At 42.4% G+C, this 25,336-nt stretch carries 24 protein-coding genes; 9 read left to right on the forward strand and 15 right to left on the reverse strand.

The features are described 5' to 3' along the window. Window positions 1–467: 467 nt before the first annotated feature. Entirely contained in the window at window positions 468–1,562 is a 1,095-nt protein-coding gene (locus V7K32_RS22080) for a hybrid sensor histidine kinase/response regulator (RefSeq protein ID WP_334995931.1), read from the reverse strand. A 737-nt stretch (window positions 1,563–2,299) separates the two neighbouring features. On the opposite strand from V7K32_RS22080, the gene V7K32_RS22085 reads away from it, so the two are divergent. Then, a complete protein-coding gene (locus V7K32_RS22085; protein ID WP_334995933.1) occupies window positions 2,300–3,019 on the forward strand; it encodes a response regulator transcription factor in 720 nt (239 codons plus the stop codon). 200 nt (window positions 3,020–3,219) lie between these two features. Beyond that, window positions 3,220–4,908, forward strand: a complete 1,689-nt coding sequence (locus V7K32_RS22090; protein WP_334995935.1) for an NAD(P)H-quinone oxidoreductase subunit 4 — start codon at window positions 3,220–3,222, stop codon at window positions 4,906–4,908. Window positions 4,909–5,022: 114 nt separating this feature from the next. Here V7K32_RS22090 and V7K32_RS28880 read toward each other — a convergent pair whose 3' ends face one another. The 4 genes from V7K32_RS28880 to V7K32_RS22105 all read right to left on the reverse strand — a co-directional run bounded on the left by V7K32_RS28880 (window position 5,023) and on the right by V7K32_RS22105 (window position 7,448). After that, on the reverse strand, window positions 5,023–5,457 hold the full coding sequence (locus tag V7K32_RS28880) for a DUF3110 domain-containing protein (protein WP_442938784.1): 435 nt from the start codon (window positions 5,455–5,457) through the stop codon (window positions 5,023–5,025). 121 nt (window positions 5,458–5,578) lie between these two features. Beyond that, window positions 5,579–6,187 carry a hypothetical protein gene (locus V7K32_RS22095; protein ID WP_334995937.1) on the reverse strand — a complete coding sequence of 203 codons (609 nt, stop codon included), beginning with the start codon at window positions 6,185–6,187 and terminating at the stop codon, window positions 5,579–5,581. Window positions 6,188–6,249: 62 nt separating this feature from the next. Beyond that, window positions 6,250–6,387 carry a hypothetical protein gene (locus tag V7K32_RS22100; protein WP_334995939.1) on the reverse strand — a complete coding sequence of 46 codons (138 nt, stop codon included), beginning with the start codon at window positions 6,385–6,387 and terminating at the stop codon, window positions 6,250–6,252. A gap of 170 nt (window positions 6,388–6,557) precedes the next feature. After that, entirely contained in the window at window positions 6,558–7,448 is an 891-nt protein-coding gene (locus V7K32_RS22105; RefSeq protein WP_334995941.1) for an aspartoacylase, read from the reverse strand. A gap of 213 nt (window positions 7,449–7,661) precedes the next feature. Between V7K32_RS22105 and V7K32_RS22110 the strand changes: the two genes are divergently transcribed. From V7K32_RS22110 to V7K32_RS22130, 5 genes are all read left to right on the forward strand, one after another. Further along, complete coding sequence (locus V7K32_RS22110; RefSeq protein ID WP_334995944.1) at window positions 7,662–8,588, forward strand: LysR substrate-binding domain-containing protein; 927 nt, start codon at window positions 7,662–7,664, stop codon at window positions 8,586–8,588. Window positions 8,589–8,713: 125 nt separating this feature from the next. Further along, the gene (locus tag V7K32_RS22115; RefSeq protein WP_334995946.1) at window positions 8,714–8,905 is read left to right on the forward strand and encodes a hypothetical protein; all 192 of its coding nucleotides are present in this window, start codon (window positions 8,714–8,716) and stop codon (window positions 8,903–8,905) included. Beyond that, entirely contained in the window at window positions 8,890–9,189 is a 300-nt protein-coding gene (locus V7K32_RS22120; RefSeq protein ID WP_334995948.1) for a type II toxin-antitoxin system RelE/ParE family toxin, read from the forward strand. Before V7K32_RS22115 ends, V7K32_RS22120 begins: the two co-directional genes overlap by 16 nt. Before the next feature lie 92 nt (window positions 9,190–9,281). Then, window positions 9,282–10,196, forward strand: coding sequence for a homoserine kinase (gene thrB, locus V7K32_RS22125; protein ID WP_334995952.1), 915 nt, complete (start codon window positions 9,282–9,284; stop codon window positions 10,194–10,196). Window positions 10,197–10,226: 30 nt separating this feature from the next. Next, entirely contained in the window at window positions 10,227–10,736 is a 510-nt protein-coding gene (locus tag V7K32_RS22130; protein ID WP_334995954.1) for a hypothetical protein, read from the forward strand. A 71-nt stretch (window positions 10,737–10,807) separates the two neighbouring features. Here V7K32_RS22130 and V7K32_RS22135 read toward each other — a convergent pair whose 3' ends face one another. The 3 genes from V7K32_RS22135 to nfi all read right to left on the reverse strand — a co-directional run bounded on the left by V7K32_RS22135 (window position 10,808) and on the right by nfi (window position 14,255). Further along, entirely contained in the window at window positions 10,808–12,763 is a 1,956-nt protein-coding gene (locus V7K32_RS22135) for an FHA domain-containing protein (RefSeq protein ID WP_334995956.1), read from the reverse strand. Between the two features lie 191 nt (window positions 12,764–12,954). Then, the gene (locus V7K32_RS22140) at window positions 12,955–13,503 is read right to left on the reverse strand and encodes an FHA domain-containing protein (RefSeq protein ID WP_334995958.1); all 549 of its coding nucleotides are present in this window, start codon (window positions 13,501–13,503) and stop codon (window positions 12,955–12,957) included. Window positions 13,504–13,589: 86 nt separating this feature from the next. Beyond that, complete coding sequence (nfi, locus tag V7K32_RS22145; protein WP_334995960.1) at window positions 13,590–14,255, reverse strand: deoxyribonuclease V; 666 nt, start codon at window positions 14,253–14,255, stop codon at window positions 13,590–13,592. Window positions 14,256–14,482: 227 nt separating this feature from the next. Here nfi and V7K32_RS22150 point away from each other — a divergent pair, with 227 nt between their 5' ends. Together V7K32_RS22150 and V7K32_RS22155 are read left to right on the forward strand one after the other, a co-directional pair. After that, on the forward strand, window positions 14,483–15,004 hold the full coding sequence (locus tag V7K32_RS22150; RefSeq protein WP_334995962.1) for a hypothetical protein: 522 nt from the start codon (window positions 14,483–14,485) through the stop codon (window positions 15,002–15,004). A 633-nt stretch (window positions 15,005–15,637) separates the two neighbouring features. Beyond that, on the forward strand, window positions 15,638–15,808 hold the full coding sequence (locus V7K32_RS22155) for a hypothetical protein (RefSeq protein WP_334995964.1): 171 nt from the start codon (window positions 15,638–15,640) through the stop codon (window positions 15,806–15,808). Between the two features lie 248 nt (window positions 15,809–16,056). Here the strand turns inward: V7K32_RS22155 and V7K32_RS22160 are convergent, their stop codons facing one another. The 7 genes from V7K32_RS22160 to purC form a co-directional block, all read right to left on the reverse strand. Further along, on the reverse strand, window positions 16,057–17,322 hold the full coding sequence (locus V7K32_RS22160; protein ID WP_334995965.1) for a DNA cytosine methyltransferase: 1,266 nt from the start codon (window positions 17,320–17,322) through the stop codon (window positions 16,057–16,059). Window positions 17,323–17,504: 182 nt separating this feature from the next. Next, a complete protein-coding gene (gene lpxB, locus V7K32_RS22165; protein WP_334995966.1) occupies window positions 17,505–18,671 on the reverse strand; it encodes a lipid-A-disaccharide synthase in 1,167 nt (388 codons plus the stop codon). A gap of 205 nt (window positions 18,672–18,876) precedes the next feature. Continuing rightward, window positions 18,877–19,695: an acyl-ACP--UDP-N-acetylglucosamine O-acyltransferase gene (gene lpxA / locus V7K32_RS22170; RefSeq protein WP_334995968.1), complete on the reverse strand. Its 819-nt coding sequence runs from the start codon at window positions 19,693–19,695 to the stop codon at window positions 18,877–18,879. 313 nt (window positions 19,696–20,008) lie between these two features. Beyond that, window positions 20,009–20,539: a 3-hydroxyacyl-ACP dehydratase FabZ gene (gene fabZ / locus V7K32_RS22175; protein WP_334995970.1), complete on the reverse strand. Its 531-nt coding sequence runs from the start codon at window positions 20,537–20,539 to the stop codon at window positions 20,009–20,011. A gap of 154 nt (window positions 20,540–20,693) precedes the next feature. Then, entirely contained in the window at window positions 20,694–21,542 is an 849-nt protein-coding gene (lpxC, locus tag V7K32_RS22180) for a UDP-3-O-acyl-N-acetylglucosamine deacetylase (RefSeq protein ID WP_334995972.1), read from the reverse strand. Window positions 21,543–21,746: 204 nt separating this feature from the next. Then, on the reverse strand, window positions 21,747–24,311 hold the full coding sequence (locus V7K32_RS22185; protein ID WP_334995974.1) for a BamA/TamA family outer membrane protein: 2,565 nt from the start codon (window positions 24,309–24,311) through the stop codon (window positions 21,747–21,749). Between the two features lie 143 nt (window positions 24,312–24,454). Then, window positions 24,455–25,192 carry a phosphoribosylaminoimidazolesuccinocarboxamide synthase gene (gene purC, locus V7K32_RS22190; protein WP_334995976.1) on the reverse strand — a complete coding sequence of 246 codons (738 nt, stop codon included), beginning with the start codon at window positions 25,190–25,192 and terminating at the stop codon, window positions 24,455–24,457. Window positions 25,193–25,336: the final 144 nt, after the last annotated feature.

Consider the following 25,336-nt stretch of genomic DNA (forward strand, 5'->3'; position numbering starts at 1 on the left):
TAAAGGAAAGGTTTTTAGTCCACTAAAGTGGACTAGGGCAGTTAGCCTGGAACTTTAGTTCTGGGCGGTTTATGTCTAGAACGAAATAGTCCTGCTTTGCACTCTATTGACATATTTACCATATCCAGTTCTCTTGGTGAAACTTTATTTAGAAAGAAGGTGTAGGTTAAATAATTATTTACTGAACCTTTTCCCTTTTTTTAATCTGTGTTTTAACTGAGATTTTTAGGGATTTGGATAAAAGCGATCGCAAAATATTTTTTCAAGCTATCATTGATTTTTTCAAAAGTGCTAAGTAAGTGGGCGCAACTACGAGCCAAATACAGATATTTTACTTTTCGTTACATAGTTTGGTTTTCTCTTGTCTACCTACTTAATTCATGATTAATCTTATATTTACCAGAAACATAATTTAGGAGTCAGGAGTCAGAATTCATGCTAAATTCTGTTTCGATAAGTAATAATTTTTAGTTTTCGCCAGTTACAGGTAGCCGGATAGTGAATGTGCTACCTTTCCCTGGTTCAGATGTAACATCGATTGTGCCTTGATGTGCTTCAATAATGCAGCGAGATAGATATAGTCCTAAACCACTACCAGAACGTTGGTGTTTACCTTGACGAAACCGCTCGAATAATATTGCCTGATCTGGTTTAGAAATTCCTGACCCTGTATCTTGGATATCAATATTCATAGCTACCGGAGTGAGATAGCAGCGAATATCTATAGAACCTTTGTCTGTAAACTTGATGGCATTGCCGATGATATTTGTCAAAACTCGCCGCAGTTCTACGCGATCGCCCATAATGGTAGTTGCAATTTCATCTCTATCAATGTTTACAACTAATCCTTTTTCTTCAGCTAAAGGAGTTAATTCTTGGCAAACTTCAGTAACTAATTCTTGAATATTGCAGTGAGAAATTTTTAAACTTTTGCAGCCCGCTTCATGACGATAAACTTCTAGTAAGGTATTGACCATTTCTAGCAGGTCTCGATTACTGCCAATCATGGTATCAATTATTTCTTGCAATTGTGGCGAAACATCGCAAAACCTGCCTTCGAGCAATAGTTTTAATACGCGGTTGGAGGCTACTAGTGGTATGCGTAAATCGTGAGTAAAACGGGAGACAAAATCTGCCCGGAGGTTAGCCATCTGATCTCGTTCGTCGATACTATGCTTGAGGCGCAGGAGCGATCGCACTCGTGCATGTAATTCATCAGGATCGAATGGTTTACGAATAAAGTCATCTGCACCAGCATCGAGTCCTTCTACAACGCTAGACGCATAGTGAGCCGTGAGCAGCAAAATGGGGATAAATGGCAACGCCGGATTCTGCCGGATGCGTCGAGTAAATTCATACCCATCTATCTCTGGCATCATCACATCTAAGAGAATTATATCTGGTGGTGACTCTTCAACCATAGCCAGAGCAATTTTGCTCTCTTCGACTAAGCTAATTTCATAGCCCTCATCTTCTAGTACAGCTTCTAGAACCAGTAAATTATCAAAAATATCATCGACAACCAGAATTTTATCTTTTTTGACAGTTTTAGTTAAAGACATGGCTAAATAAAAAAAGAAGTGCTTGGCTATCCCTCGCAAATCTAGTAATAGCTTACTTCACCAGCGCTGAGATTATTAAGGATTCATATTTTCGTTTAAAGTTTCCTAAATTAAAATCTAACCCTTTTAAGTAATTCCACTGGGTTTATATTGAATAAATGTATTAATATACTATTGTCTTAACAAATATCTTAGCCGTCTGGTTATCCAAACAATATCTGTGTCTCGATCTTAGGGTGAGGTAGCTTAGTCACTTTTATGTACATCATCCTAGCTACTCCAAGGGCAAGTATTATAACGAGCTTTGGCGGTTTAAGTCCCCTCTGCCTAAGAAGGCCAGCGCGAATTGAATGCCTAAATCTAAATCCCCGACACAAAACGTAATTGCGTAAAGCCTCCGTCAAGGCTTGGCTTAACGCAAAGCGTGCCAGAGGCAAGAGTGCGAATTAATTTAATGGTCACCCACTCTTTTCCTACCGGATTTTCAATCGGAAATTGTTTTCCATGAAATATCTATCCTGAGATTAATGTATAAAAAAAATTTTTGATTGACTTATTATTGTCATATCGAAAGTCTTGCTTTAGAAAAACTTCCGAGATAAGGTTATTTATGTCTAAGGGTAGATGAAGTTAAGGGAACAATACCAACTACATTGCTTTTTGTATAAGATACCGAATAGAAGAACGAGATTATTTTAATCTGTACTTTAGATAAATAACAGTAAAGTTAAGTAACTATGAATGAAATCAAGATCCTCGTGATTGAAGATCACAACCTTACGAGAATCGGCTTACGGGCTGCCTTGCAAACCCAGCCAGAGTTTAACATTGTTGGTGAAGCAGCCAATGCAGCCGATGGCATCAAGCTTCTGAAAACTCTCAAGCCAGATGTTGCTACTATTGACATCGGTTTGCCTGACATGGATGGTATTGAGCTAACACGCACATTTAGGCAATATCAAGCACAGAACGAAGACTATACCACAAAAATGCTAATTTTGACCATGCAGAATAGCGAACAAGCAGTTTTAGCAGCATTTGCAGCAGGTGCAGATTCTTATTGTATGAAGGATATCGAAACTGAGAGACTAGTTGAGGCTGTGCGAACGACTTATGCAGGTAGCTCATGGATCGATCCAGCGATCGCAGACCTTATACTACAACAAATACGTCAAGATTTTCCCGATGGTAGCAGAGGCGCATCTGGAAAAAGAGTATTGATTGAAGGGATTGACCCAGATGTTGAGAAAAGTATAGTCACCTATCCTTTAACTCATAGGGAGATGGATGTTTTAGAGTTGATTGTCGCCGGGTGTGACAATGCAGAAATTGCTAAAAGGCTCTATTTAACAGTCGGTACTGTAAAAACTCATGTTCGAGGTATTCTCAATAAACTCTGTGTTGCTGACCGCACACAGGCTGCCGTCCGTGCTTTGCGGGCTGGATTAGTACCGTGAGCAAAGAAAAATCTTTCTTCCCCACTCCCCACTACTTCGGCTTACCTCGGCAACGGTTGGCACAAGTCGCTCAGTACAAGTCCCCACTCCCCATTTTTAAGTCAAAGCCGTTAACTAGAACAAAGATTTATGAAGAATTTGTTACACAGTTTAGTAGAATGACATAATTGACAAACAAATAAGTATTTTTTCTTATATACATGATAGCGGCTCAATTTCCCTGGCTTACCGCAATTGTCTTGCTGCCACTCGTTGCTTCCTTGCTTATCCCTGTGCTGCCTGATAAAGATGGCAAGCGCGTGCGGTGGTATGCACTGGGTGTAGGTATCGCAGACTTCGCCTTGATGTGCTACGCCTTTTGGAAGCATTACGATGCCAGTAGTGCTAGTTTTCAAATGGTAGAAAATTATGCCTGGATGCCTCAGTTGGGTCTTAACTGGGCAGTGTCGGTCGATGGACTTTCAGCGCCACTTGTGCTATTAGCAGGGTTTGTCACCACACTCTCGATTTTTTCAGCTTGGCAAGTCGATCATCGTCCCCGCCTCTTCTATTTTTTGATGCTGGTACTGTATTCGGCACAGGTAGGCGTGTTCGTTGCCAAAGACTTGCTGCTATTTTTCATTATGTGGGAAGTAGAGTTGATACCCGTCTACCTACTAGTCTGCATTTGGGGTGGGCAAAGGCGTCGCTATGCGGCTACCAAATTTTTGTTGTATACCGCAGCCGCTTCTATATTTATTTTAGTGGCAGCCTTGGCAATGGGTTTATATGGCGGCGGTGATATGACATTTGATATAACTGCCCTCGCCAAGAAGGAATATCCACTTGGACTACAACTGCTGCTTTATGCAGGATTGTTGATTGCATTTGGTGTCAAACTCGCTGTATTCCCGATGCATACCTGGTTACCTGATGCCCACGGCGAAGCATCATCTCCTGTGTCGATGATTTTGGCTGGTGTATTGCTGAAGATGGGCGGATACGGACTGATTCGCCTGAATCTTGAGTTGCTTCCTGATGCACACATTTATTTTGCGCCGGTTCTAGCCATTCTCGGTGTTGTCAATATTATCTATGGTGCATTGAACTCTTTTGCTCAGACGAATATGAAGCGACGTTTGGCTTATTCGTCGATTTCTCACATGGGGTTTGTGCTGCTTGGGATTGCGTCATTCACTGATTTGGGAATCAACGGCGCGATGTTGCAGATGATTTCGCATGGTTTGATTGCATCGGTGCTGTTCTTTTTAGCAGGTGTTACTTACGATCGCACCCACACAATGGTAATGAAAGATATGGGTGGTATTGGTCAAGCCATGCCCAAAGTCTTTGCCCTATTTACAATCTCCGCGATGGCATCCCTAGCACTTCCTGGTATGAGTGGCTTTGCTGGCGAACTCTCGGTATTCGTTGGGATGACAAGCAGTGACGTTTACAGTTCGACTTTCTGCACCGTCACAGTTTTTCTCGCCGCCGTTGGAGTCATGCTCACACCTATCTATCTACTTTCCATGCTGCGAGAAGTATTTTATGGTCAAGGTGCAGCACTTATATGTGACATTAATAATGCAGGTTCAGAAAATCAAGAAGATGACGGAACAGTTTGTTTTGGTACAGACTGCTTCGTACCAGAAGATGCAGTTTATGATGATGCTAGACCGCGTGAGGTGTTTATTGCTGCCTGTTTTCTGCTGATGATTATTGGTATTGGTTTCTATCCCAAGATGGCGATGCAGATGTACGACGTGAAGACTGTTGCAGTTAATGCTAATCTTCGCCAGTCTTATGCCATAGTTTCTCAAACAAATCCCCAGATTTACGCTAAGGGTTTTTTGGTTCCGCAAATTTCAGAGGTTGAGGTTGCGCCCGTTTTGGGAACTTTGAAGTAGCTTTTTGACTAATAGACTTGTCGAAAAGAGCAGCACTAGGTATCTTTGTGAGGAAAAACAGAGTATGTAAGCATTTAGCCGTGAAACCAATTTCAGTTTTAGACAGTTGCCAGACTACGGAGTAGCGTTATTGGAGGAAGGTCTCCAGTCTGTGTTCTCGACAAATTCACTTGGAACAGAGATTTTACTGCCTTCAGGAACCCGTTTGCAGGTGTAATGCTCAGATTGACAGAAACTTAACATTTCACTGATATTAATGGATTCGACTGAAGCAGATGGAAATTTAATTTTAGCTGTCTGCGTTAGTATATTGATATCTGATGCATACCTAACCGCGTCTGCTCGTGAACTAAACATTAAAATTGTATTAGTTTGACCCTGCTTAATAGTGTGTATACCTTCATTTTTGGTATTCGGCTCGAACAGGAGAACGTATACCGAAGCAGGCTGCCCAAGCACTGAAATTCCTGTGTTTGTTGATAAAATTAGGGAACCAGCAGTAACTGCCAACCAATTAGTTAAACGATTTTTTAGAAGTTTTATTTGCATATAGTATGAAATGGTGAACTTGGTATAAGTTATTTAGTACAGCTTTAGAGAACGACATTAAGGCTTGTCGTAATTGGTACAGTCATTGAACAAGTTATTAGCGTAAGTTCTTGCATGGATGCTACACGAACGACGTAACAGACTTAATTCTTCCATTGTCTAGTGAATTAGTTTGAGGAAAAGCTTGCATTGAAGTAGCTAAGGGAAAAACGTGATATCCCATAAGCTCTGGTTTACTATCTTTGACCAGCCAAACAAATGTTTCTTGAATCGATGATTGTGAAGATTTGGTTTCGTAACGAATTAGAATATATTTTTCAGAATCATTATTAGTTAATTGCCACCAATAATCTAATTGTTGAACTGATTTAATGGTCTCAATTTTAATATTTAATTGATGACAAAAAGTTAGAAATTCAGCATAGTTAGAAGCTTTTTTAAAAGCTTCATTAGCTTGTTCGTAAATTTCTTTGCACTTGCCTTGCTCTAATTGTGAGTGAAACTGCTTAACAGCCAATTCAGCTGCTTGATATTTAGTTTCTAAATCATTTGAATCAATATTTTTGGAAGTTTGCCAACTATTAACAACGCTACCAAAACCAAATACATAATCACCAAATTTCACTGCAATACTAGCTCCACCAAATATAATTGAACCAATAAATAGAAGAAACAAGATTATTCCCAAACAGCCACAACAACCTGGAGAACTGGAAGAAGAATTTGGCATAATAGCCTCCTAATAGTTTATCTTTTCAAAATCAAACTTTAAAAATTTTGGTTTTTCTAATACTACCTATCGCGGTCAATAGATGGAATTAGTTCTAATTTCTCTTTTCTAGCAGAACAGCAATGACACTGGCAGACAACTAAACGTTTGCCCTCTTCCGCAGTTGTTGCTTTGGAAAGAATTATAGAAGTTTTGGTCATGGTAACTTCATTGCAGTTTTGGCAAAATGCGAACTCGTCAGACAAATTTACATAGGCTCGTAGATGTGTAGACTCTTGTTTAAAGATTGGAGAGCAGCTATGACAATACCATGCTTCAAAAGTAATACTTTTAATTTTTTCAGCCACTATACTTATTAAAATTCTGGCTATCAGAAAGATAAGATTTCTTGGAATTGTTGAGTTATGCACATGGCAATACCTTTTTCGTAGTAGGCTGCTTCGTTGATGAATACTGGGTATACAGTTGAGTCACCTTCATAGACAATTTCTTCACCATCAAAAGTCAAAAACAATGGTTCTCCAGGATGCAGCGCTTCATAATCCCGAAATTGTAACCGAGGATGAATCATTGCTTGAATTTCTCCAACCTCATTTCTGGGATAATCTATTGTCCGAATGTCTTGATAAATAGTAAGTGTATCTTTTACTCTTGGTGGTGTTCCTTGATTGTAGGCTTCCACGTAGTCAAGAATTGTGTGGACAAGTTCTTCAGTCTGCTGAAATAAGGTCGCGTCCAATACCCCTTGAGCAACTGCACCGACTTCAATAGTGCAACCAAATTTGCAAATTGAATCTAAATACGGGTTTTCTAGAGTTTTTTGTGGTGAATAAAATACCTTAACATTTGAATTGATATAAGTGAGATAAGCTGCTAACCACAAGTAAAATGGATGCTTGCTTGCCAGAATGATTGTTAGTCTCATGTTGGATGTTGTAGTGTGTAAATCAACAACCAAGTCAGCCTCTAGATTACCCCCAGTTCCAAACGTCAGGTAAATTGCCTTGGCTCGTTGCGCTTCGTAACTCGACAGACTTGAATTATCCAAAAAAGAGCGCTGAAAACAGCGATTGAGGTCAGTATCTACATATCGTCTTCCAATTTCAGATGCTTTGGGATTGGCTAACAAAGTGCAACTCTCAAAGGTAAATCGTTTAATTAACTTGGGCATTCGCTCAAATTTTTTAATCAGATAAATTCCTGTGAGTTCATTTCCATGTGTTCCACCAACAATGACAACACGCCTAATTTGATTTGTCATAATAGTATTTCTCCCTGAGTGTTTTAAACGGTATTCAACTAAGAATGAATGTTGTTATTAACATTAGAAGAAAACTAAGATATTGGCAAGCATCACTTATTTATATTATAATATTGTGCAAGATATAGTATCTTTAGAAGAAAAATAATATATTTGCAACCATTATTTATTTATATTAAAATATTTTCAAAAATATAGTAGCAGTAAAAAGTTATGGATTATCAGCAACTAAGCAAATTTGAGCTTCGACAACTGTGCTGCTTCATGGCGGTGGTTAAAGCGGAGAATAATTTTAGTGAGGCTGCTAAAAGCTTGTACATTCAGCAAGCTCCTCTCAGTCAAAGAATTCTTGCCTTGGAAAAAATGCTGAAGGTAAAGTTATTTAACCGCAATACACGTCCGCTTACACTTACGGATGCGAGAAAAGTCTTTTTAGAAGAAGTTAAGGAATCGCTCTCTCATCTTGAACGCGCCATTGACCAAGCGCAACGAGTGAGTCGCGGCGAGATTGGAAGGTTGGTTGTAGGCATGAATAGTGCGCTTGCTAATAGTGTGTTACCTGAGATTTTGCAAAATTTCCGCAGTTGTTCTCCTAACGTGCAATTGATACTGCGCGAACTGACTGCAAAGCAGCAAATACAAGAACTACGCGATTGTCAGATTGATGTGGGGTTTGAGCATTTGCCCAATGATTATGAACAGGATGCAGACTTGATTTTTTTGCCGATTGTCCAGGATGCATTAGTCATCGCGTTACCAGAAAAGCATCGCCTTGCTGCTCTACCAGAAATTCCCCTGCAAGCATTAGCAAAAGAGGCGTTTGTTTTACCCTCATCAGAAAACGCTCCCTCTCTACACAATGAAACAATAAGGTTATGTAAAGATGCTGGATTTTCGCCTGAAGTGGCTCAAGAAGCGACTTGGTTGATTACGGTTCTCAGTTTAGTCGCTGGTGGGGTTGGTGTAGCGCTCTTGCACAGCAATGTGCAGAACCTTCAGCGAACTGGTGTCGTTTATAAAACCATTCAAGGCGCTAATCTCAAACACCAACTTGCAGCTGTGTGGCGCAAAGAAAGAGAATCTTCATCTTCTCTATTGCGCGAATTTTTGAAGATTATTAAGAATGTCATATCCATTTGAGTATTGATAGCCGCTCACTATGGGTAGGCTATCAATGTCACATTGAAGTTATATTAATGTTAATGGTGGACTCTACACTCGACCAAAGCGTTAAGTTGCCTTATTAATGAACTAAAAATGAGCCTATGAATACCACAAAAGAAAAAGTTCAATCTCTGCTGAAGCAATTGCCAGATGATTGCTCAATCGAAGATATTCAATACCATCTGTATGTAATTGACAAAGTTAGTCGTGGATTAGAAGCAGCCGACGACATAGAAGGAGCGATCGCACAAGAGGAAGCTGAAGAACGTTTGAGCAAATGGCTTATCAAATAGTCTGGTCTTCTAAAGCACTAGAAGATGTAGAAGACATCGCCACATATATATCTCGTGACTCGACTGCTTATGCTGCGGCAGTGGTTCAGAGGATAATTGATGTAACTCGTCAATTGAATAACTTTCCACTCTCAGGTCGAATAGTACCAGAGTTTGGCGAAGATGCTATTAGGGAAAAGTTTGTATACAGCTATCGAATCATCTATCGAATTCAGGGCGACACTGTCACTATTGCAGCAGTAATTCATGGAAAAAAACTACTGGATACACTGGATGCAGATTGAGGGCAAGTCACAATCAACATTAGATTACTATAAGTCATAAGCAAATCAACCACTTACATGAGATGCTAGTTGATGATTACTGAGTTTTACCAATGTCTGTTGTTTCTGCCATCACTGTTACCGTTCCCGCCACAACTGCGAATTTGGGGCCTGGTTTTGATTGCATCGGTGCAGCTTTAAAGTTGTACAACGAATTCAAGTTCACTCGTCTAGAAGAAGGTGGGCTAATTATTAATGTCACTGGTACAGAAGCTGAACGAGTCCAAACTGATGAAAGCAATCTCCTTTACCAAGCGTTTATCAAGTTCTATCAACATATAGAGCAGACACCGCCAACTGTGAAAATAGAGATTAAGTTAGGTGTGCCGTTGGCGAGGGGTTTGGGTAGTTCGGCGACAGCTATTGTTGGTGGGTTGGTTGCTGCTAATCAACTTGAGGGTGCAACTCTCTCTCAGTCGCAGGTGATGGAGTTAGCGATCGCAATGGAAGGACATCCTGATAATGTAGTCCCAGCTTTGTTGGGAGGATGTCGTCTCGCTGCTACCAGTGGCGCAGCTTGGGAAATTTGTGATGTTCCCTGGCATCAAAATATTGTACCAGTTGTAGCTATTCCTAATTTTGAACTTTCCACTTCAGAAGCGCGGGGCGTTCTCCCAACAGAGGTGAGTCGCGCTGATGCGATTTTCAACACAGCACATTTGGGGTTGTTGTTGCGCGGCTTGGAAACTGGTAACGGACAATGGTTAAAGGCAGCTTTGCAAGATAAGTTGCATCAGCCTTATCGCAAAGCTTTAATTCCTGGTTATGACGCTCTCAACATCGCAGCTGTTAATGCTGGTGCTTATGGTATGGTGATTAGTGGTGCGGGGCCGACACTATTAGCTTTGGCGGATAAATTACACTCAGAGGCTGTGGAGGCGGCAATGTTAGCTGCTTGGCAAAAAGAAGGAATTACAGCCGAGGTGCGATCGCTTTCTCTCGATACCCAAGGTGCAAAAAGCTTTTAATATTTTACTCAGCACTTAAAAACTCGATTTATGGAGCAAATTCAGGCTGAAATGGCGGCGCTTAAATCTCAAATTCAGATTCTCCTAGAAGAACGCGCTGCACTCACTATTAATAATGTAATCTCTGGCGAGAATGATTCACCCCAGGCAATGGTTGAAGCGTATCGCCGTCAAGCCAGAGAAAATGCCCAATTATCAGTTGAACTCCAGGGCATAGATGCAGCGATCGCAGCCTTGGAAGGACAGATAAAACAAAAACAAGGTAAGTTAGTGCGATCGCAAGGTGAATCAAAACAACTTATCCAACAGCAACAGCTAGAAGAAGCGAAAGAAGTCGCACAGGTTCATGCTCAACGCATTAATCAACTTGCGGCTGAACTCGCCGCAGAAGTCCGTTTTCTTAAGGCTTGTGCTAATCAACTCAGTCCAATGTATTGGCAAGTTTATTACAAGCCTTTCATTACTGGGTTTAAGACAATCTCCGTTCCTTATGTCCGCTCAGATGGGGAAGTGTGGACAATTGTCAACCGGATAGTTTAATGCTTGGGGTTGTTTATTTTTGATTTATGCAAGAGGTCTACTGTATTCATCCTACCTCCTGCCTCCTGACATTAAGGTGACTGATTTAACACCCACTTCAACCACTGCCTAAAAGAACTTATAGTATTCAACCGATGGACTCCAGTAGCACGGGCGGTGGCGAGTCCATCAACGGCGACTAATGCGGCGTATTGCAAGCCCAAGAAACTATCAACTGCTGCATAAGGGCCACCTAAAGTAATAGCCCCAGCAGCATACATTTGACCTTTATCATTACGCATTTCTACTAATTCAAAATTGTTCCCTACAGTCAGTCGCCCCAAGTCATTAACTGGGAGATTGTAATGTTTCACCAAATCTGCTATTAGGGGATTAGTATCTACCTTGGCATCCAGTCCAGTAGCGTCAACAATAAAGTCAGCTAACAATTTTATTTCCCCAAAGCTTTGTTCTCGGATACGGGTAATAGTCCGGTTTTGGCCATCTCGTTCTACATCCAGAACCTCACCGAAGGTAATTTGATACCAGCCTTCGCTTAACCCTTGGGCAGTAATTTGCTGCCAGTCTTGACGGTCGGCGGTGGTAGTTCCACCCCAGTCTGCTAATAAACGTTTGCGTTCATCGGGAGTCGCTTTTTCTAACATTGCCCGGAGTTCTCCGCCCCAACAGGCTTTAGGCCAGTTAAAGGGTTGAAATTCGTAATGATTTTTGACTAAGCGCTGGGTATTTTGAAATTTGTTGCCTTGAGGTTTAGGCGATCGCATTAAATGTAAAACTGCAATATTCCGATTTATTTTTCTAGCTTCATAAATCCGCTGCACAATCCGCGAAGCCACAATTCCCCGCCCCCGAATCAACACCGTACCACCTTGTTGTTCTAGTTGCTGATAAACATGATCGTGAGCTTCATAAGCATTGACCACAGATTTAAAATCTTGATATTTTTCCCTATAAGCTTGCAAATCTGGGAGAAACTGAATTGCTGGATACCCAGTAGCTAAATGTAAATAACGACTAACTAAAAAAGCATAATTTCCTGGGCCGCGAGAATAAGCTATGCAATATCTACCATCATCAGTTTTGCGAATTCCCCTAACTCGCCCATAGCGATAAATTTGATTCCAGCCAATGCGCTTGGCTTCCCTATCTATAGAATCAAAGACATTACCCGCACGGGGTGTATAAGTTTCTGCAAATGTTGGTTCAGCAAAAACTTGCCACAAATACTTGAATGCTGATTTTATCTGTCCCTTAGTGAAATCGTGCCAAGCCTCACGCAAGGCATAACTAGGCCAACCCCAAATATTATCAGGACAAGAGTCAGAATTAGAACGCAATCTTTCATATAAAGGAATTTGCGAATTCAAACACAGGCGCTTGTAACGAGCATAAGGTTCCGCCTCTAATCCCAAAGCCACAATCTTCTCAGCACGGACACCACTAATTCGCAGCAAATCAGCCCAAACAAAGCTACCCAGTCCCGCCCCGATCGCTAGATAATCAGATTCATCTACTGGTAGTCCCGTAGCATGAAGTGCTTGCACGGTGACATTTTCTGCCTGAAACGCTAGCGGCGGGAAATTACTTGCCAAGGGCGTTATCGGCTGGGCTACAGGCAATGTGGGGTCTGGAACATTGGTATTTGCGTTGAAATGAATCGTTGAAGGAAGGCTGGTATCTGGTGCGGGTACATTAACAGCAAATGTCACTGTTATTAAATACGGGCCAATTTGTAACGTATCGCCATTAGCCAGAACACTGCGCGTTTGTGGTTGACCGTTGACATATATACCATTAACGCTGCCTTGGTCAATCACTATTAGATGGTCTTGTTCCCAGTCAATTAGGGCATGGTAGCGAGAAACTTCGTTACTGTTAAGCAGCATCCTAGAAACCCGCACTCCCCTAAGTTCCGCAGGTAAGCGAGCGAATTCTCGACCAAAAGCGATCGGCATACTCAACCTTGGTTGTCGCCGTTCTCCCGTCGCTGGTTCTTCCCAACTCAATTGGATTTGTTCATTTGTCATTTGTCATTGGTCATTGGTCATTGGTCATTGGTCATTTGTCAATAATCAATAAATAGTTTTTCTTCCCCTGCCTCCCCTGCCCCCCCTGCCTCCCCTGCCCCCCCTGCCTCCCCTGCCCCCTGCCTCCCCTGCCTCCCCTGCCTCCCCTGCTCCCCCTGCCCCCTGCTCCCTCATCCCCCACTCCCCACTCCCTAACTCCCTCCTACCATCACACTCACGGCCGCAGCCAAAGATGTCCCACACCAATTACAACCAATTTGGAGATTCTCTCCTGGGGAAACTTTATGACATTTGGGGCATTCTAAGCCATAAACTCCTGGCAGTGGTGCGGGGGGAGTCGGTGAATACTGGTGATGTGCGATGTTTATTGGTGGATGGGGTGGTAGCAAAATTGTTGCTGGAATATTACCAGTGGAAACGCTAGTAACGTTGAGCTTGATTTGCCCCAAAGTGATACTAGTGCCTTGAGTTAAAGGCATTTCACCTTGGACTAATTGCTGTCCATCGATAAGGGGGGGATTTTGCGATCGCAAATTCCTAATATAAAAGCGTTGTTGCTGGTGATCAAAAAATATTTCAACGTGCAGTCCAGAGACAGTGGGGTGACTCAGAACAATATCGCACCGCACGGGATCGCGACCGATGCGGACAGTGCCAAGATTTTTACTTGGCTGTTGTTCGTAAATGTTCTGAGTTTTATCTTGGCCTGCATCGTGCCACTGTAAAGTTAGTGCGTTCATGGTTAGCTACTTCAACTCCTTTCTGTGCGATTCCTAACACGATTGAGTCGGTGCAAGCAAGTATTTAGAAAAAATTTCAACAAGATTTATTTAGCCGACGCTAATTTATCAGCGATGCGCGTAGTTTCTGGTAGCCGATATTTGGGCGTGCAGCGTAATACGTAGTCAATCGCCGTAGGTAAACTAACTCGATGACCACTGGAGATGTAAAGAGGTTTTACTCCTGTGCGCGATCGCAAAACTGCCCCAACCGTTTCACCTTTATATATAAGTGGTTGGCTGCTGCCTTTAGTTTCTGCCAATTCCTCATACTTACCTACTAACCTAGACTTGGCTACACCAATTGTTGGCATATCTATAAGTAACCCTAAATGGCTAGCTATACCTAATCTGCGGGGATGGGCAATTCCTTGGCCATCACAAAGGATGATATCTGGTATTGTTTTAATCTTTTCCAAGGCATCGAGAACTGCTGGAATTTCCCGAAATGACAGGAATCCAGGAACATAAGGAAACGTCGTAGGACGGTGTGCTAGGCTTGTCTCGATTACTTGCAAATCAGGAAAACTCAGTACTGCTACAGCTGCACGGCTAATGGTTCCATCAGCTTCAAAACCCATATCCACTCCAGCAACGGACTCGATAGGTTCTTGGAGTTGATCCTCAGTAATTACTTGATCGCGCAGCTTTTCTTGGATAACTATGGCTTCTTCCAGCGTTGAGGGCCAAGCATGATCTCGATAAAACTTCATATTCAAAATTTTAATTAAACTGATTAATATTAATTCTGTTAATTTGCAAGTACAACAGCAATTTTGGATGTTGATACAGGGAAAATATATTTTGCAAAGGTCTGTGAATAACTCTCTTTATCCTAGACATTTTAGCCCACGTTAGCTGATATCTTACATCATAATGTTACTTAAGGCTGTGAAGAGGGAACCCTGAGAATATAAGTTGATTTTCTCTTTTACTGGTTATGACACAGCCAAATCTTCTGGAACTTGCAAGACAGGGAGATGTAGAGGCGATCGCATCTCTGATGAACCGCCACCTACACTCCAAAGGGATCAACGCACAGGTTGCCTTCCAAGACACTTACTTGGAGGTAATATTAGAATCTGACCAAGTACTAAATCAGCAAATTTTAGTTGCATTTATCCGCAAAGGGTTAACCGCTTTGGGGTCTGCATCTATTGAAATAGTGAAAGTTTACGGACAAGAAACTGGCAAGGAGTTTCCAGCTTGGAGTAGAGAGTTTAATTTAGGCATAGCAGAACCTGAACTAGAAGCAGTAGATGATGAACACTCTTCTAGTAATCCTCAACCCCTAACTATTTGTATTAACTTAAGCGGTGATACCGCACAGGGATTAACAAACCAAGATTTTGAATTTATTGCTAATCAAATCAGCACTGATATTTTATCATCTTGCTATAACGTTTTTATTCAAAAAGTAAGTATTAGTAATGGTAGCTCTGTAATTACAAAAGAACGCTAGTGTTTAAATTGCCTTACCTATAGGCATAGAGAAAGAGTCTAAAGCTATGATTTTTTCAAGAATTATAATAATTACAGCTAAATATTAGAGGATGTTTTAGAGGAAGTAAATAGATATGTTAATAGTGTAATAGATGCTGACCCGATTGATTTTGATAAATTTAGATTTTTAGAGCTTAAAAAACTTAATTAATTAAGAATTAAGGAAGGGGCAGAGAAGTGAATAGCTTCAAGAGAAGCGGTTTTAACAAAGAAGAAAAAAAATCCATTAACAACATTGATTAAACTTCTAATTGGAGCTTGTCTTATATTGTTTGTATTTTTTTTACTTACACCCCAAGGTTCTGTTTTTAACACTTTGTCTGGAAGTGCATTATTAATAATAAGCCTTGTATTTATCTGTATGGTTTTGATTAAGCCTGATTAGGAAAGAATTGATCCGATTTCTCGGAAATACGAGCGCACCTCAAAGCTAAACTAGAAAAAGCAGTACGTAGGCGTAGCCCGTCGTAGACATGGCTCTTATTTCCACCTATCCTGATGAAATGCTATATTCCGACACTAATGAGGATAAATTATCATACTTAATGGACTCAGGCAAAAGGCGATCGTCAAACCTGGTGGTGTAGTAGAAATGTGTTCTCCACAACTTCCAACTGGTGTAACTGTCGAGATGATAGTACTTCTGGAGTCACCCCCAAAGCATTTTGAAAAGCCTCTAACTAGCTTTATCGGATCTGCTAAAGGCAATTTTCCCACAACGCAAGAAGTGGATAACTTTATTCGCCAAGAACGAGATAAGTAGGTAGGCAAGATAAAATCAAACTATGTAACGAAAAGTAAAATCTTTGTATTTGGCTCGTAGTTGCGCCCTCTTGCGCTTTAGCGCAACTACTAGCCAGTGATGATTATTTGCGCCCACTTACTTACATGGCAATACTGCTCGGATAAGACCAAAAGCCTTGTGTAGAGACGCTAAATTTCGCGTCTCTACAGGTCTAAAACACTATCGATAAATCCAAAAACCGAGCAGTATTGAGATGCATGGGAATTCTAGATGCTATTCAAGTCTTGCTGATAATATTGTGCCGCTTGCGACATATTAAATTGTAATAGCTTCTCCTCTGGCAACTTGTATCCCAAACTTGGCTTAAAAGGCGAAATATTCATACTACGAATAATTTCCCCCGCTACAGCCTTTGCTAGTAACGGTGGTACAGAGTTACCAACTTGTCGAAATCCGTGCCATTTGGTTACATGAAATCTAAACCAATCTGGGTAAGAATGCAATCTCGCCGCTTCCCTGACTGTGATACACCGGGGCGTAATTGGATGAATCGGTCTAGGAGATGTAAAAGAACCCCTATACTTATCTGTTCCCGCTCTTAAAGTATTACAGACACCAGCAGGATGCAGCTTGTAAAAACGACTAATTTTTTCTCTCTCGCCTTGTTGAGTATCCTGAAAACGTTGAATAGTTTCTGCTGAATGTTTTGTCCTTAAACTTGAAGAAAGTATTCGCAAATCATATTCTCGTTTATAAGAATAATCATCATCTAGGCATTTGATACCGCGAAGTACAAGAGCATAGTTACTAGGCTTTTCGTATTCTGCTACAACCCAATCTCTTGTTACTAACTCTGGATATTTTTCTATTTCAGGTAAATCTCCAATTGCATCCAATACTGTAGGACTCAATGGGATATCAGATATTTTTTTAGAAGTTAAATGATTTGGTAATGCTTGTTTAGTAATTGGCTGAGGGTATTTCGGTAACTCTACATCCTCCCTTGCACCTATGAGAAATAATCTCTCACGCGACTGTGGTACTCCGTAATGTGCAGCGTTGAGAACTTGGTAATTTTCTTCTACTTTATAGCCGTCAATTCTAAACTCGCTAATTAAGCTTTGGAGGATTTGTTTATGTTCGCCAACTGTAATCCCCCGAACATTTTCCATTACAAAGAACTTTGGTTTTAGCTCAAAAACCAGCCGATGAAAGTGAAACACCAAAGAGTTTCGGGGATCGTTAATAGCCCGTTTACCAATTAGAGAAAATCCTTGACATGGAGAGCCACAAATTACCACATCAATTTCGCGATCGCCAATCTCAGACCGATTCCTAATTTCTTCCCCGGTTGTATCCACAACACTTTTACATAACACTGAGCAAAAAGGGAAGTTAAACTCATGTGTTGCACAGTGGATCGGGTCAATTTCCACAGACGCTAGCACATCAAAGCCAGCTTGTTCAAAGCCAAGAGTCATACCCCCCGCGCCAGCGAATAAATCAACTGCGATCGCTCTTTGTTTTTTCATCTCATAAGCCATGACACCCCAATCTAATTCGTAATTTATAATGACGCTCCTACGTCGCTAACGCTACGCTAACGTAGTTCGTAATTACCCTATGGATAAATGCGGCTTTTAGCAAAAACAGGTGGTTCACACTTAATTTTACTCATAAATAAACTGATTGATTCTCTATTTTTAATTACGAATTACGAATTATTTAGTCGCATTTCCAAAATTTCTTGAGCAACGCGATCGCACACGCCAACTTCTCCTAAACTTTGCCGCATTTCTTGATAATCTAGCAAAGTTTGCTCTCTGCGACTGGGATTGAGTAGCAGTTCCATCGCTGCTTGGATAATATTCTCTGGTGTGGCTTGCTCTTGTAAAAATTCTGGCACAATCGGCTTCATCACTACTAAATTAGGTGGTGATGCAAAGGTTATAGAACCTTTGAGGATTTTACGAGCTATCCAAGCAGTCAGAGAACTTAGGCGGTAAACTACAACTTGCGGCACATTTAACAGAGCAAGTTCTAAATTGACAGTACCAGATTTACTAATAGCTAAATCAGCCGCAGCAAAAACTTCTATTTGTTGACCTGATATAATTGTTGCCCGTAAACCGTAACGCTCAATAGCTTCCTCAATTGGCTGTCTATAGGCTTCCAGCGACAGGGGAATCCAGAAATGAACTTCAGGTAATTTAACTTGAATAGTTTGGGCGGCTTGAAAAATAATTGGTAAAAGATATTTTAGTTCTTGGCGACGAGAGGCGGGGAGAAGTGCGATCGCAATTTGTTCTGGTGGAATCCCCAGTGTTGCACGCGCTGCTTCACGACTAGGAGCGTCTTGCATTCGGTCAACCAAAGGATGCCCTACCCAACTAACTTTTGCCCCTTTCTCACGAAAGTAACGCGCTTCTTGTGGGAAAATTGCCAACAGCTTATCTGTAAAATCAACAATCCGGCTAGTTCTACGCAAACTTATTGACCAAGCCCACTCCTGAGGAGCAATATAATACACTACAGGCACATGTGGTAATTGCTGTTTCATATAAGTCCCAATTTCCAGATTGGGAGTCATATAATCGATCAGCACTACTAAATCCGGTGGATTTTGTTTTAAGAAAGCGATCGCCTGACGTTGTACCTGGAGAGTCGGTAAAAGATAAGGCAACCCTTCTAAAATACCCATTGAGCCAATACTACTGGTGTTTCCCAACAGAATTGCTCCAGCCTCTACCATTTTTTCGCCACCCAGCGCCACAATCTCTAATTCCAACCCAATCGCCCCAGCTTGACGCTTCAGTGCTGTAATTAGCAGCGACCCTTGTAAATCGCCAGATACTTCGCCAGTGCTGATAAATATCCGCATTTGATAATTAAAATTAGGAGTTAGAAAATAAATAGTTAGGAGTTAAAACTGAGGATTTAGAAGTGAGGAGTTAGAAGTTAAAAGTGAGCAGTTAGGAATGATACAGTGAAGCGTTAGCAGTTCAAAAATTTAATTTATCAACTCCTAACTCCTAACTCCTAACTCATACCTCCTAACTCCTACCTCCTAACTCCTAACTTATAATTCACGATTCATCACTCACGCCTTTTTTCCCCTTACCGGGAATCAAGCCACGCCTTCCTGGCATCTGAGAAAGTAGCAGAAAGCGGCGCAGATGCTGCAACTGTTCGCTATCCCCTAACAATTCCAACTGTTCTAAAGCATCCTTAAAGGGCAAATCAGAACGGTAGAGAATGCGGAAGGCTTTTTTCAGCATTTGCAAATCTGTAGAGTCCATACCAGACCGTTTAAGTCCGACAAGGTTGAGGGTTCGTACCCGCGCCGGATTTCCCTCCACTAGCATATATGGGGCCACATCCCGGTCAATTCGGGCCATGCCTCCCACCATTGCTTGTCTACCAATATGCACAAATTGATGGACACCTAAAACCCCACTCAGCCTAGCGCGTGACTCTATATGCACATGACCAGCCAACGCCACAGAGTTAGCAATCACCACCTGGTCTTCAATCACGCAGTTATGAGCCACATGGACATAAGCCATCAGTAGGTTTCCATCGCCAATCACCGTTGCTTCGCCAGCACCAGTAGCGCGGTTAATGGTAACGTACTCACGAATTAAGTTGTTATCACCAATTTTGACCCAGGTTGGTTCGCCCACAAACTTCAGATCCTGGGGTTCCATGCCGATGGCTGCACCTGTAAAAATCTGATTTTGCGCCCCAATTTCACAAGGTCCCTCTAGCACGGCATGAGCGCCGATTATTGTTTCAGGTCCCACTTTGACATGCTCTCCAATCACAGCATAGGCACCGACTTGCACTGTATGGTGGAGTTCCGATTTCGGATGAATTACAGCAGTTGGATGAATTAGCGTTTTCAAGGGTGAATCTCCAGAACTGTCTTGATAAGCCAGCGCCGGGTGGGATTTTTAAAGCAGTGCGTTACCCTGGTTAAGAGAGTTATACTGACTGCCGTCCCATTGAGGCGACTGGCATTGTTGAGCGTTAGGTATTTCAGTGAACGAAAGTGTCGGGCAAAGCAAGTTAAGTGTGTTAGCGAGTGCGTCTCGTAAAGAGGGCGTCGAAAATCAAGAAATTATTCAGATGCTGTTGTGGATTTTTTTTAACTGCGATCCTTTTTCAGGATTCAGTAAGGGCATTTCACGGCTATGCCAATACCACCAAAGCAAACTTTTAATTAACTAGAGAAAACATTAATTCCCCTTCACAAGCAAGTTGACCGTCAACTTCGGCACGACCTTGCATCTTACCGAAACGACGTTGTTTTACCCATAACAGTTCCACCGTCATTACTAGTTGATCCCCCGGTACAACCTGGCGGCGAAAGCGAACTTTATCGATACCAGCGAAGACGAACAGCGCGTCTTCTACCGGAGACATTTGAGTAAGAACAATGCCCCCAACTTGTGCCATTGCCTCGACAATTAGCACCCCTGGCATCAGTGGCCGTCCTGGGAAATGTCCGGGAAAATGGGGTTCATTGATAGTAACATTTTTAACACCAACAGCTTTTTTACCTGGAACGTAGTCAATTATTTTGTCTACAAGTAAAAATGGGTAGCGGTGGGGTAGCAATTTCTGAATTTCTTCAGATGTAAAGGTTGTTTTAATCTCAGATATGATTTTAGTCTCATTTATAGCCTGTGATTCGGTAGATGTAGGTGTAGTCGGATCGATGGTATTCACTTCAGTGAGGATTGACATTGGCCGTATAGTTGATTTTTCATGTGAAAGTTGAGTAGGTAGCCGTATATCGAAAGCCTTAATAATCCTGGATTGTAAACTTTAAATTAAATCTTTGCGGGTTCAGCAGTCACTGATAGGGGAAACCCCCAAGACCGCGCTCTTTCACTAAAATCTAAAATCCAAAATCTAAAATTTTCTGAGCCAGTTGAATGTGTAAATTGTGGCTGGCTTTATACGCTAAGAAATGAGCAATAGGAAAAGTTCCTAGTAAACTTAAATCTCCTACTAAATCCAAGATTTTATGACGGACTGGCTCATTTGCAAATCTTAATGGTGGATTTAGCCAGCCTTCTGGCCCACAAACGAGTGCATTATCCAAACTGCCACCTTTAATTAACCCTGTTTTTTGTAAGTGTTCAATTTGATGCAGTAACCCAAAAGTCCGGGCGGGAGCAATTTGTGCAGCAAAGCTAGCAGAAGCTTTTTCTAGTTCAGTGGTTAGTGACCAACTGTGCCATTGATTACCAATAGCGGGTAGGTCAAAATCAATACCGTAACTAAAGCGGGTTTCTGCTGCTGGGAGGGCGCATACAAAGGCATCGCCTTGATAGATCCATATTGGTTCTGTAATAGCCTTGGGAACTTGGTTGTTAACGGGTTGTGATATTAAGCCAACTTGAGCAATGTTGGCTGTCCATACACTTGCTGAACCATCTAAAAGTGGAACTTCTTGGCCATCAATTTCAATCCGGGCATTATCCACACCCATACCCGAAAGCGCAGCCAACAAATGTTCTACCGTGCGGACATATACCTCATCCTTACCCAACTGAGTTGAGAGAACAGTGTGACTAACTGCCGCAACTTGGGCTGGAACGATCGGCAAATCCGGTAAATCTACGCGCACAAAGTAGCGTCCACTTCCCGCCTCAGCTGGTAGTATCCGCACCTGGGTACTCACACCGCTATGCAATCCCACCCCTATTTGGGTGATTTGGGCTGCTAGAGTGTGCTGTTGCATATCCGACAAGTAAGTATATTTCCTTTAATATTGTTCATTGTCTATTTTGGTAAAATCCCTGATATTCCCCTGAAAATGTCATTAATCCCTTTATCGGAACAGTATTGAGGTAAATGTCAAAATTAGCAAGCTAATCCAAAAAAGTTAATTGTCAGTTGTCCTTTCTCCTTTGTGATTCACTAATGACCAATGACTAATGACAAATTAAAACCTTTCGCCGATACCGAAATTAATCCGGCTATCACCCTCATCGTTAATACCGTAATCAATCCGAATTGGCCCGAGTGGAGACTGGACGCGAACGCCAAGACCATAGCCGTAGCCACTACCATTTTTGTTCAACACTTCAGCCGCCCTAGTACTAGTCCCCAGATCGCTGCCAAGATCAAAAAATAGTGCGCCACTGACTACTGAAAAAACTGGAAACCGATACTCAACTGATGCTTGCACATAAGAGCGTCCACTACCTAATGTTCCTTCGTCATAACCCCGAACGGAGTTGCTACCCCCAAGGGTAAAAGCTTCGTAGGGAGGCAAATCACCAAGAATAGTTCCTGCTTGCAGATTAAATGCTAAGGTTTGTGCGCCTTTGGAGAGGCTAATCAGCTTGATGGGTAAATATTGGCTGTAGCTTCCCCGAAATCTGGTGAGTAAGATGTTGCCTAGCCCGATGGGAACCGACTGATCGACTCCGAAGCGGAGATAAGAACCGCTAGTGGGTTGCAGGGGGTTATTACGGAGATCGCGCTGGGCCCCCAGTTGCAACAGTAGCAAATCGTCTTGACCGCGGCTAGACAAGGTTAGTGGAATTTCGTCACTAATGCGGTTGCCGTTATCATCAAATATCGCTCCTGTTTTTCTGAGATTACCATCAGCATCACGCGCAGAAACTCGTTGATATTGTAAACCTGCTGAGGCAGTCCAGACAGAAGTTTTGTAGGGATTGCTGGAAAGGGGACGGGTAAAGGTGACACCACCACCTACACGGAGAATCCGGGGGCGATCCTGAGAATTTGTATTAGTAGGATTACCTGGGTCAAACGTCCTAATATCTTTATCTTTGCCATTAAAGATCAACGAAATGGAACTGCGGCGGAAAATATTAGTTGTGTACGAAGTCCGGTAAGGATCTCCGGCAATCCAGGGGTCTGTGAACCGCAGGTCAAACAGCAGTTCCCGTTCTCCCACCTGTACTTCTGCTCCCAGTTTTTGGTTTCTACCGTTCAGGTTTTGCTGTTGATAGCTAATTGTTCCAAAAAGTCCGCTAGCAGAACTAATCCCTGCACCAGCCGCAACCGAACCACTGCTGCGTTCCGCTACATTCACTACTACATCCACCTTGCTGGGGTCAGTACCAGGGTCAAGGGAGACATTCACATCTTCAAACAATCCTAGCCCATACACGCGCTGTAGGTCTTTTTGTACTGTGTTGCGATTGAATACTTGTCCTGGCTTCAACTCCAATTCTCGTGTAATGATGTAGTCCTGTGTGCGTCCCCGAATTGGTTGTCCTTTCTCGTCTGTCTCCTGACCTTCTTTATTGCGGAACCGGACTCTAATATTCTCTACTACACCTTCTGCTACTTGCAAGGTAACAATTCCGTTTTCAGAGACTTTGGGCGCTCCAATCACGTTAGCTAGTACGTAACCTTGGTCTTGATAGCGCTTGTTTAACTGCTTGATGCCTTCCTGCAAGTCACGCAAGTTAAGGATTTTGCCATACTGTTCCCGAAATACTTCATCTACAGTATTCGTTGGGAGTACAGAAGCAACACCAGTGCCAGGATTGGCTTGCACTTCGACTTTGGTTAGGACGGGGTTAGGCTGTACAACAAAGCTCACCCGCACTCCCAAGGGGGTATCTTCTGGCGCTGCTTGCACGTTGGAGAAGAAGCCAGTACCAAAGATGGCGTTAATATCTTCTTGCAGTTGGCTGCGGGTTGTCGTTCGTCCTGGTTGGGTACGAATTACTTTGTAAACTTGGTCTTCTAGTCCTGGTGGTAGTTGCCCAGTTTGCGCTTTAACTACTACTTCCGATACCAGTACACGGGGATCATTGGCTTCTGGGGCTGTGTTGGGTTGAGTATTTCCCGGAGTTGTCGGCGGGTTAACATTCTGCGGAGTAGGAGTCGCACCTGGGCTTGGAGCAGGTGTTCTTTGTTGACCATTTGGGAATGGAACATCGGGAGCGGTAGATGGTTCTGGAGTTGTGGGTAATAAAGGTTGTGTTGTGGGTGGGTTGACATTTTCTGGGACTGGAGTAGTCTCAGGAGTTGGGGAAGCCGTTGGTTGTTGAGGCTGTGTTGTGGGTGGGTTGACATTTTCTGGGACTGGAGTAGTCTCAGGAGTTGGGGAAGCCGTTGGTTGTTGAATTTCTGGCGGTGGAATGTCTGGAGCGGGAGACGGCTGTTGAGTAGAGTTAGGATCTATTTGAGGGGTTTGTGCCGTTTTTGGCGTTGTGGAGGTTGGCACGATTACCTTTGGGGTTGCTTCGGCGTAGCCCCCCGCAGGCATCGCTCCTGGATTGGCAGGGTAAAGTCCGACAATGTGGGATTTTTTCGCCTCCATAACCCCTGTGGGATTAGGTCGAGATTCTAGACTTTTACTATCAACCTGACCAGTATCTTTTTCTGGCCGCTGATTTGTTTCTAGTGTCAAAACTTCTGTTGTCTGTTTTGAACTGTTGGCGGTTTCTGCATTTGCACTCAATGAACCGCCCAAAGGGGCTGCAATTGCTACTGCTGCCAGCAACATGGGAGATAAACGCATTTTACTTATAATTCCTCTTCACGACCACACACACAAATAGTCATTAGTCATTAGTCATTGGTCATTGGTCATTAGCCCTTGATGAATAACAAAGGACAACTGACAAAAGACAATCCACACGAGTTTAATCGATTTTTACTCACTTAATTATTACTCTCTACTGCTTTTAGCACTCTTTGTAAAACCTCCTGGTAGGCATCCTCTACATTTCCTAAGTCCCGGCGAAAGCGGTCTTTGTCCATTACCCGGCGGTTTGAGTCCTGTTCTGCGGTATCCCATAAACGGCAGGTGTCGGGGCTAATTTCGTCTGCCAAGAGCAACTGCTGCTGTGAGTCCAAACCAAACTCTAGTTTGAAGTCTACTAGGGTAATGCCGCATCGTTGCCAAAAGTTTTTGAGAAATTCATTGATTTGCAATGCTAGATGTGTAATTGCATCTACTTGTTCCGCAGTCGCTAGTTCTAGCAGGTACAGGCGATCGCGTGTCAACAAAGGATCTCCTAACTGATCGTTTTTGTAATAAAACTCAACCATTGGCTCTTTTAGAATTGTACCCACTGGTAAGCCTGTTTGCTGACACAAACTGCCAGCAGCAATATTTCTGATAACTACTTCTAGGGGTAAAATCTTTACTGCCTTCACCCGCATCTGATTTGGGGTAGGGCTGTCGATAAAGTGAGTTTTTATACCATTTGCCTCCAATTGTTTAAAAAGCTGGCTGGAAATGCTACAATTTATTTTTCCCTTCTCTTGGATACTGCCACGCTTTTGGGCGTTAAACGCCGTGGCATCGTCTTTAAAATCGGCCAACAACACTTCCGGATCGTCCGTGGTGTAGAGAATTTTGGCTTTGCCTTCGTATAACTTGGAATTAACAGACATGGTGGCAGGTAAAGTTCTAGGCGATGGACAAAAGTTGTCATTTGAGGCTTCACCATTTTATCTTTAGTTATTAACTATTAGCTATTGGCAATTATTTACAAGGGTGCGGGGACACGGTTATTGGGCAGAGGTCTATGGCAGGAA

Origin of the sequence: Nostoc sp. (assembly GCF_036917635.1) — a bacterium.
Taxonomy (GTDB): domain Bacteria; phylum Cyanobacteriota; class Cyanobacteriia; order Cyanobacteriales; family Nostocaceae; genus Nostoc.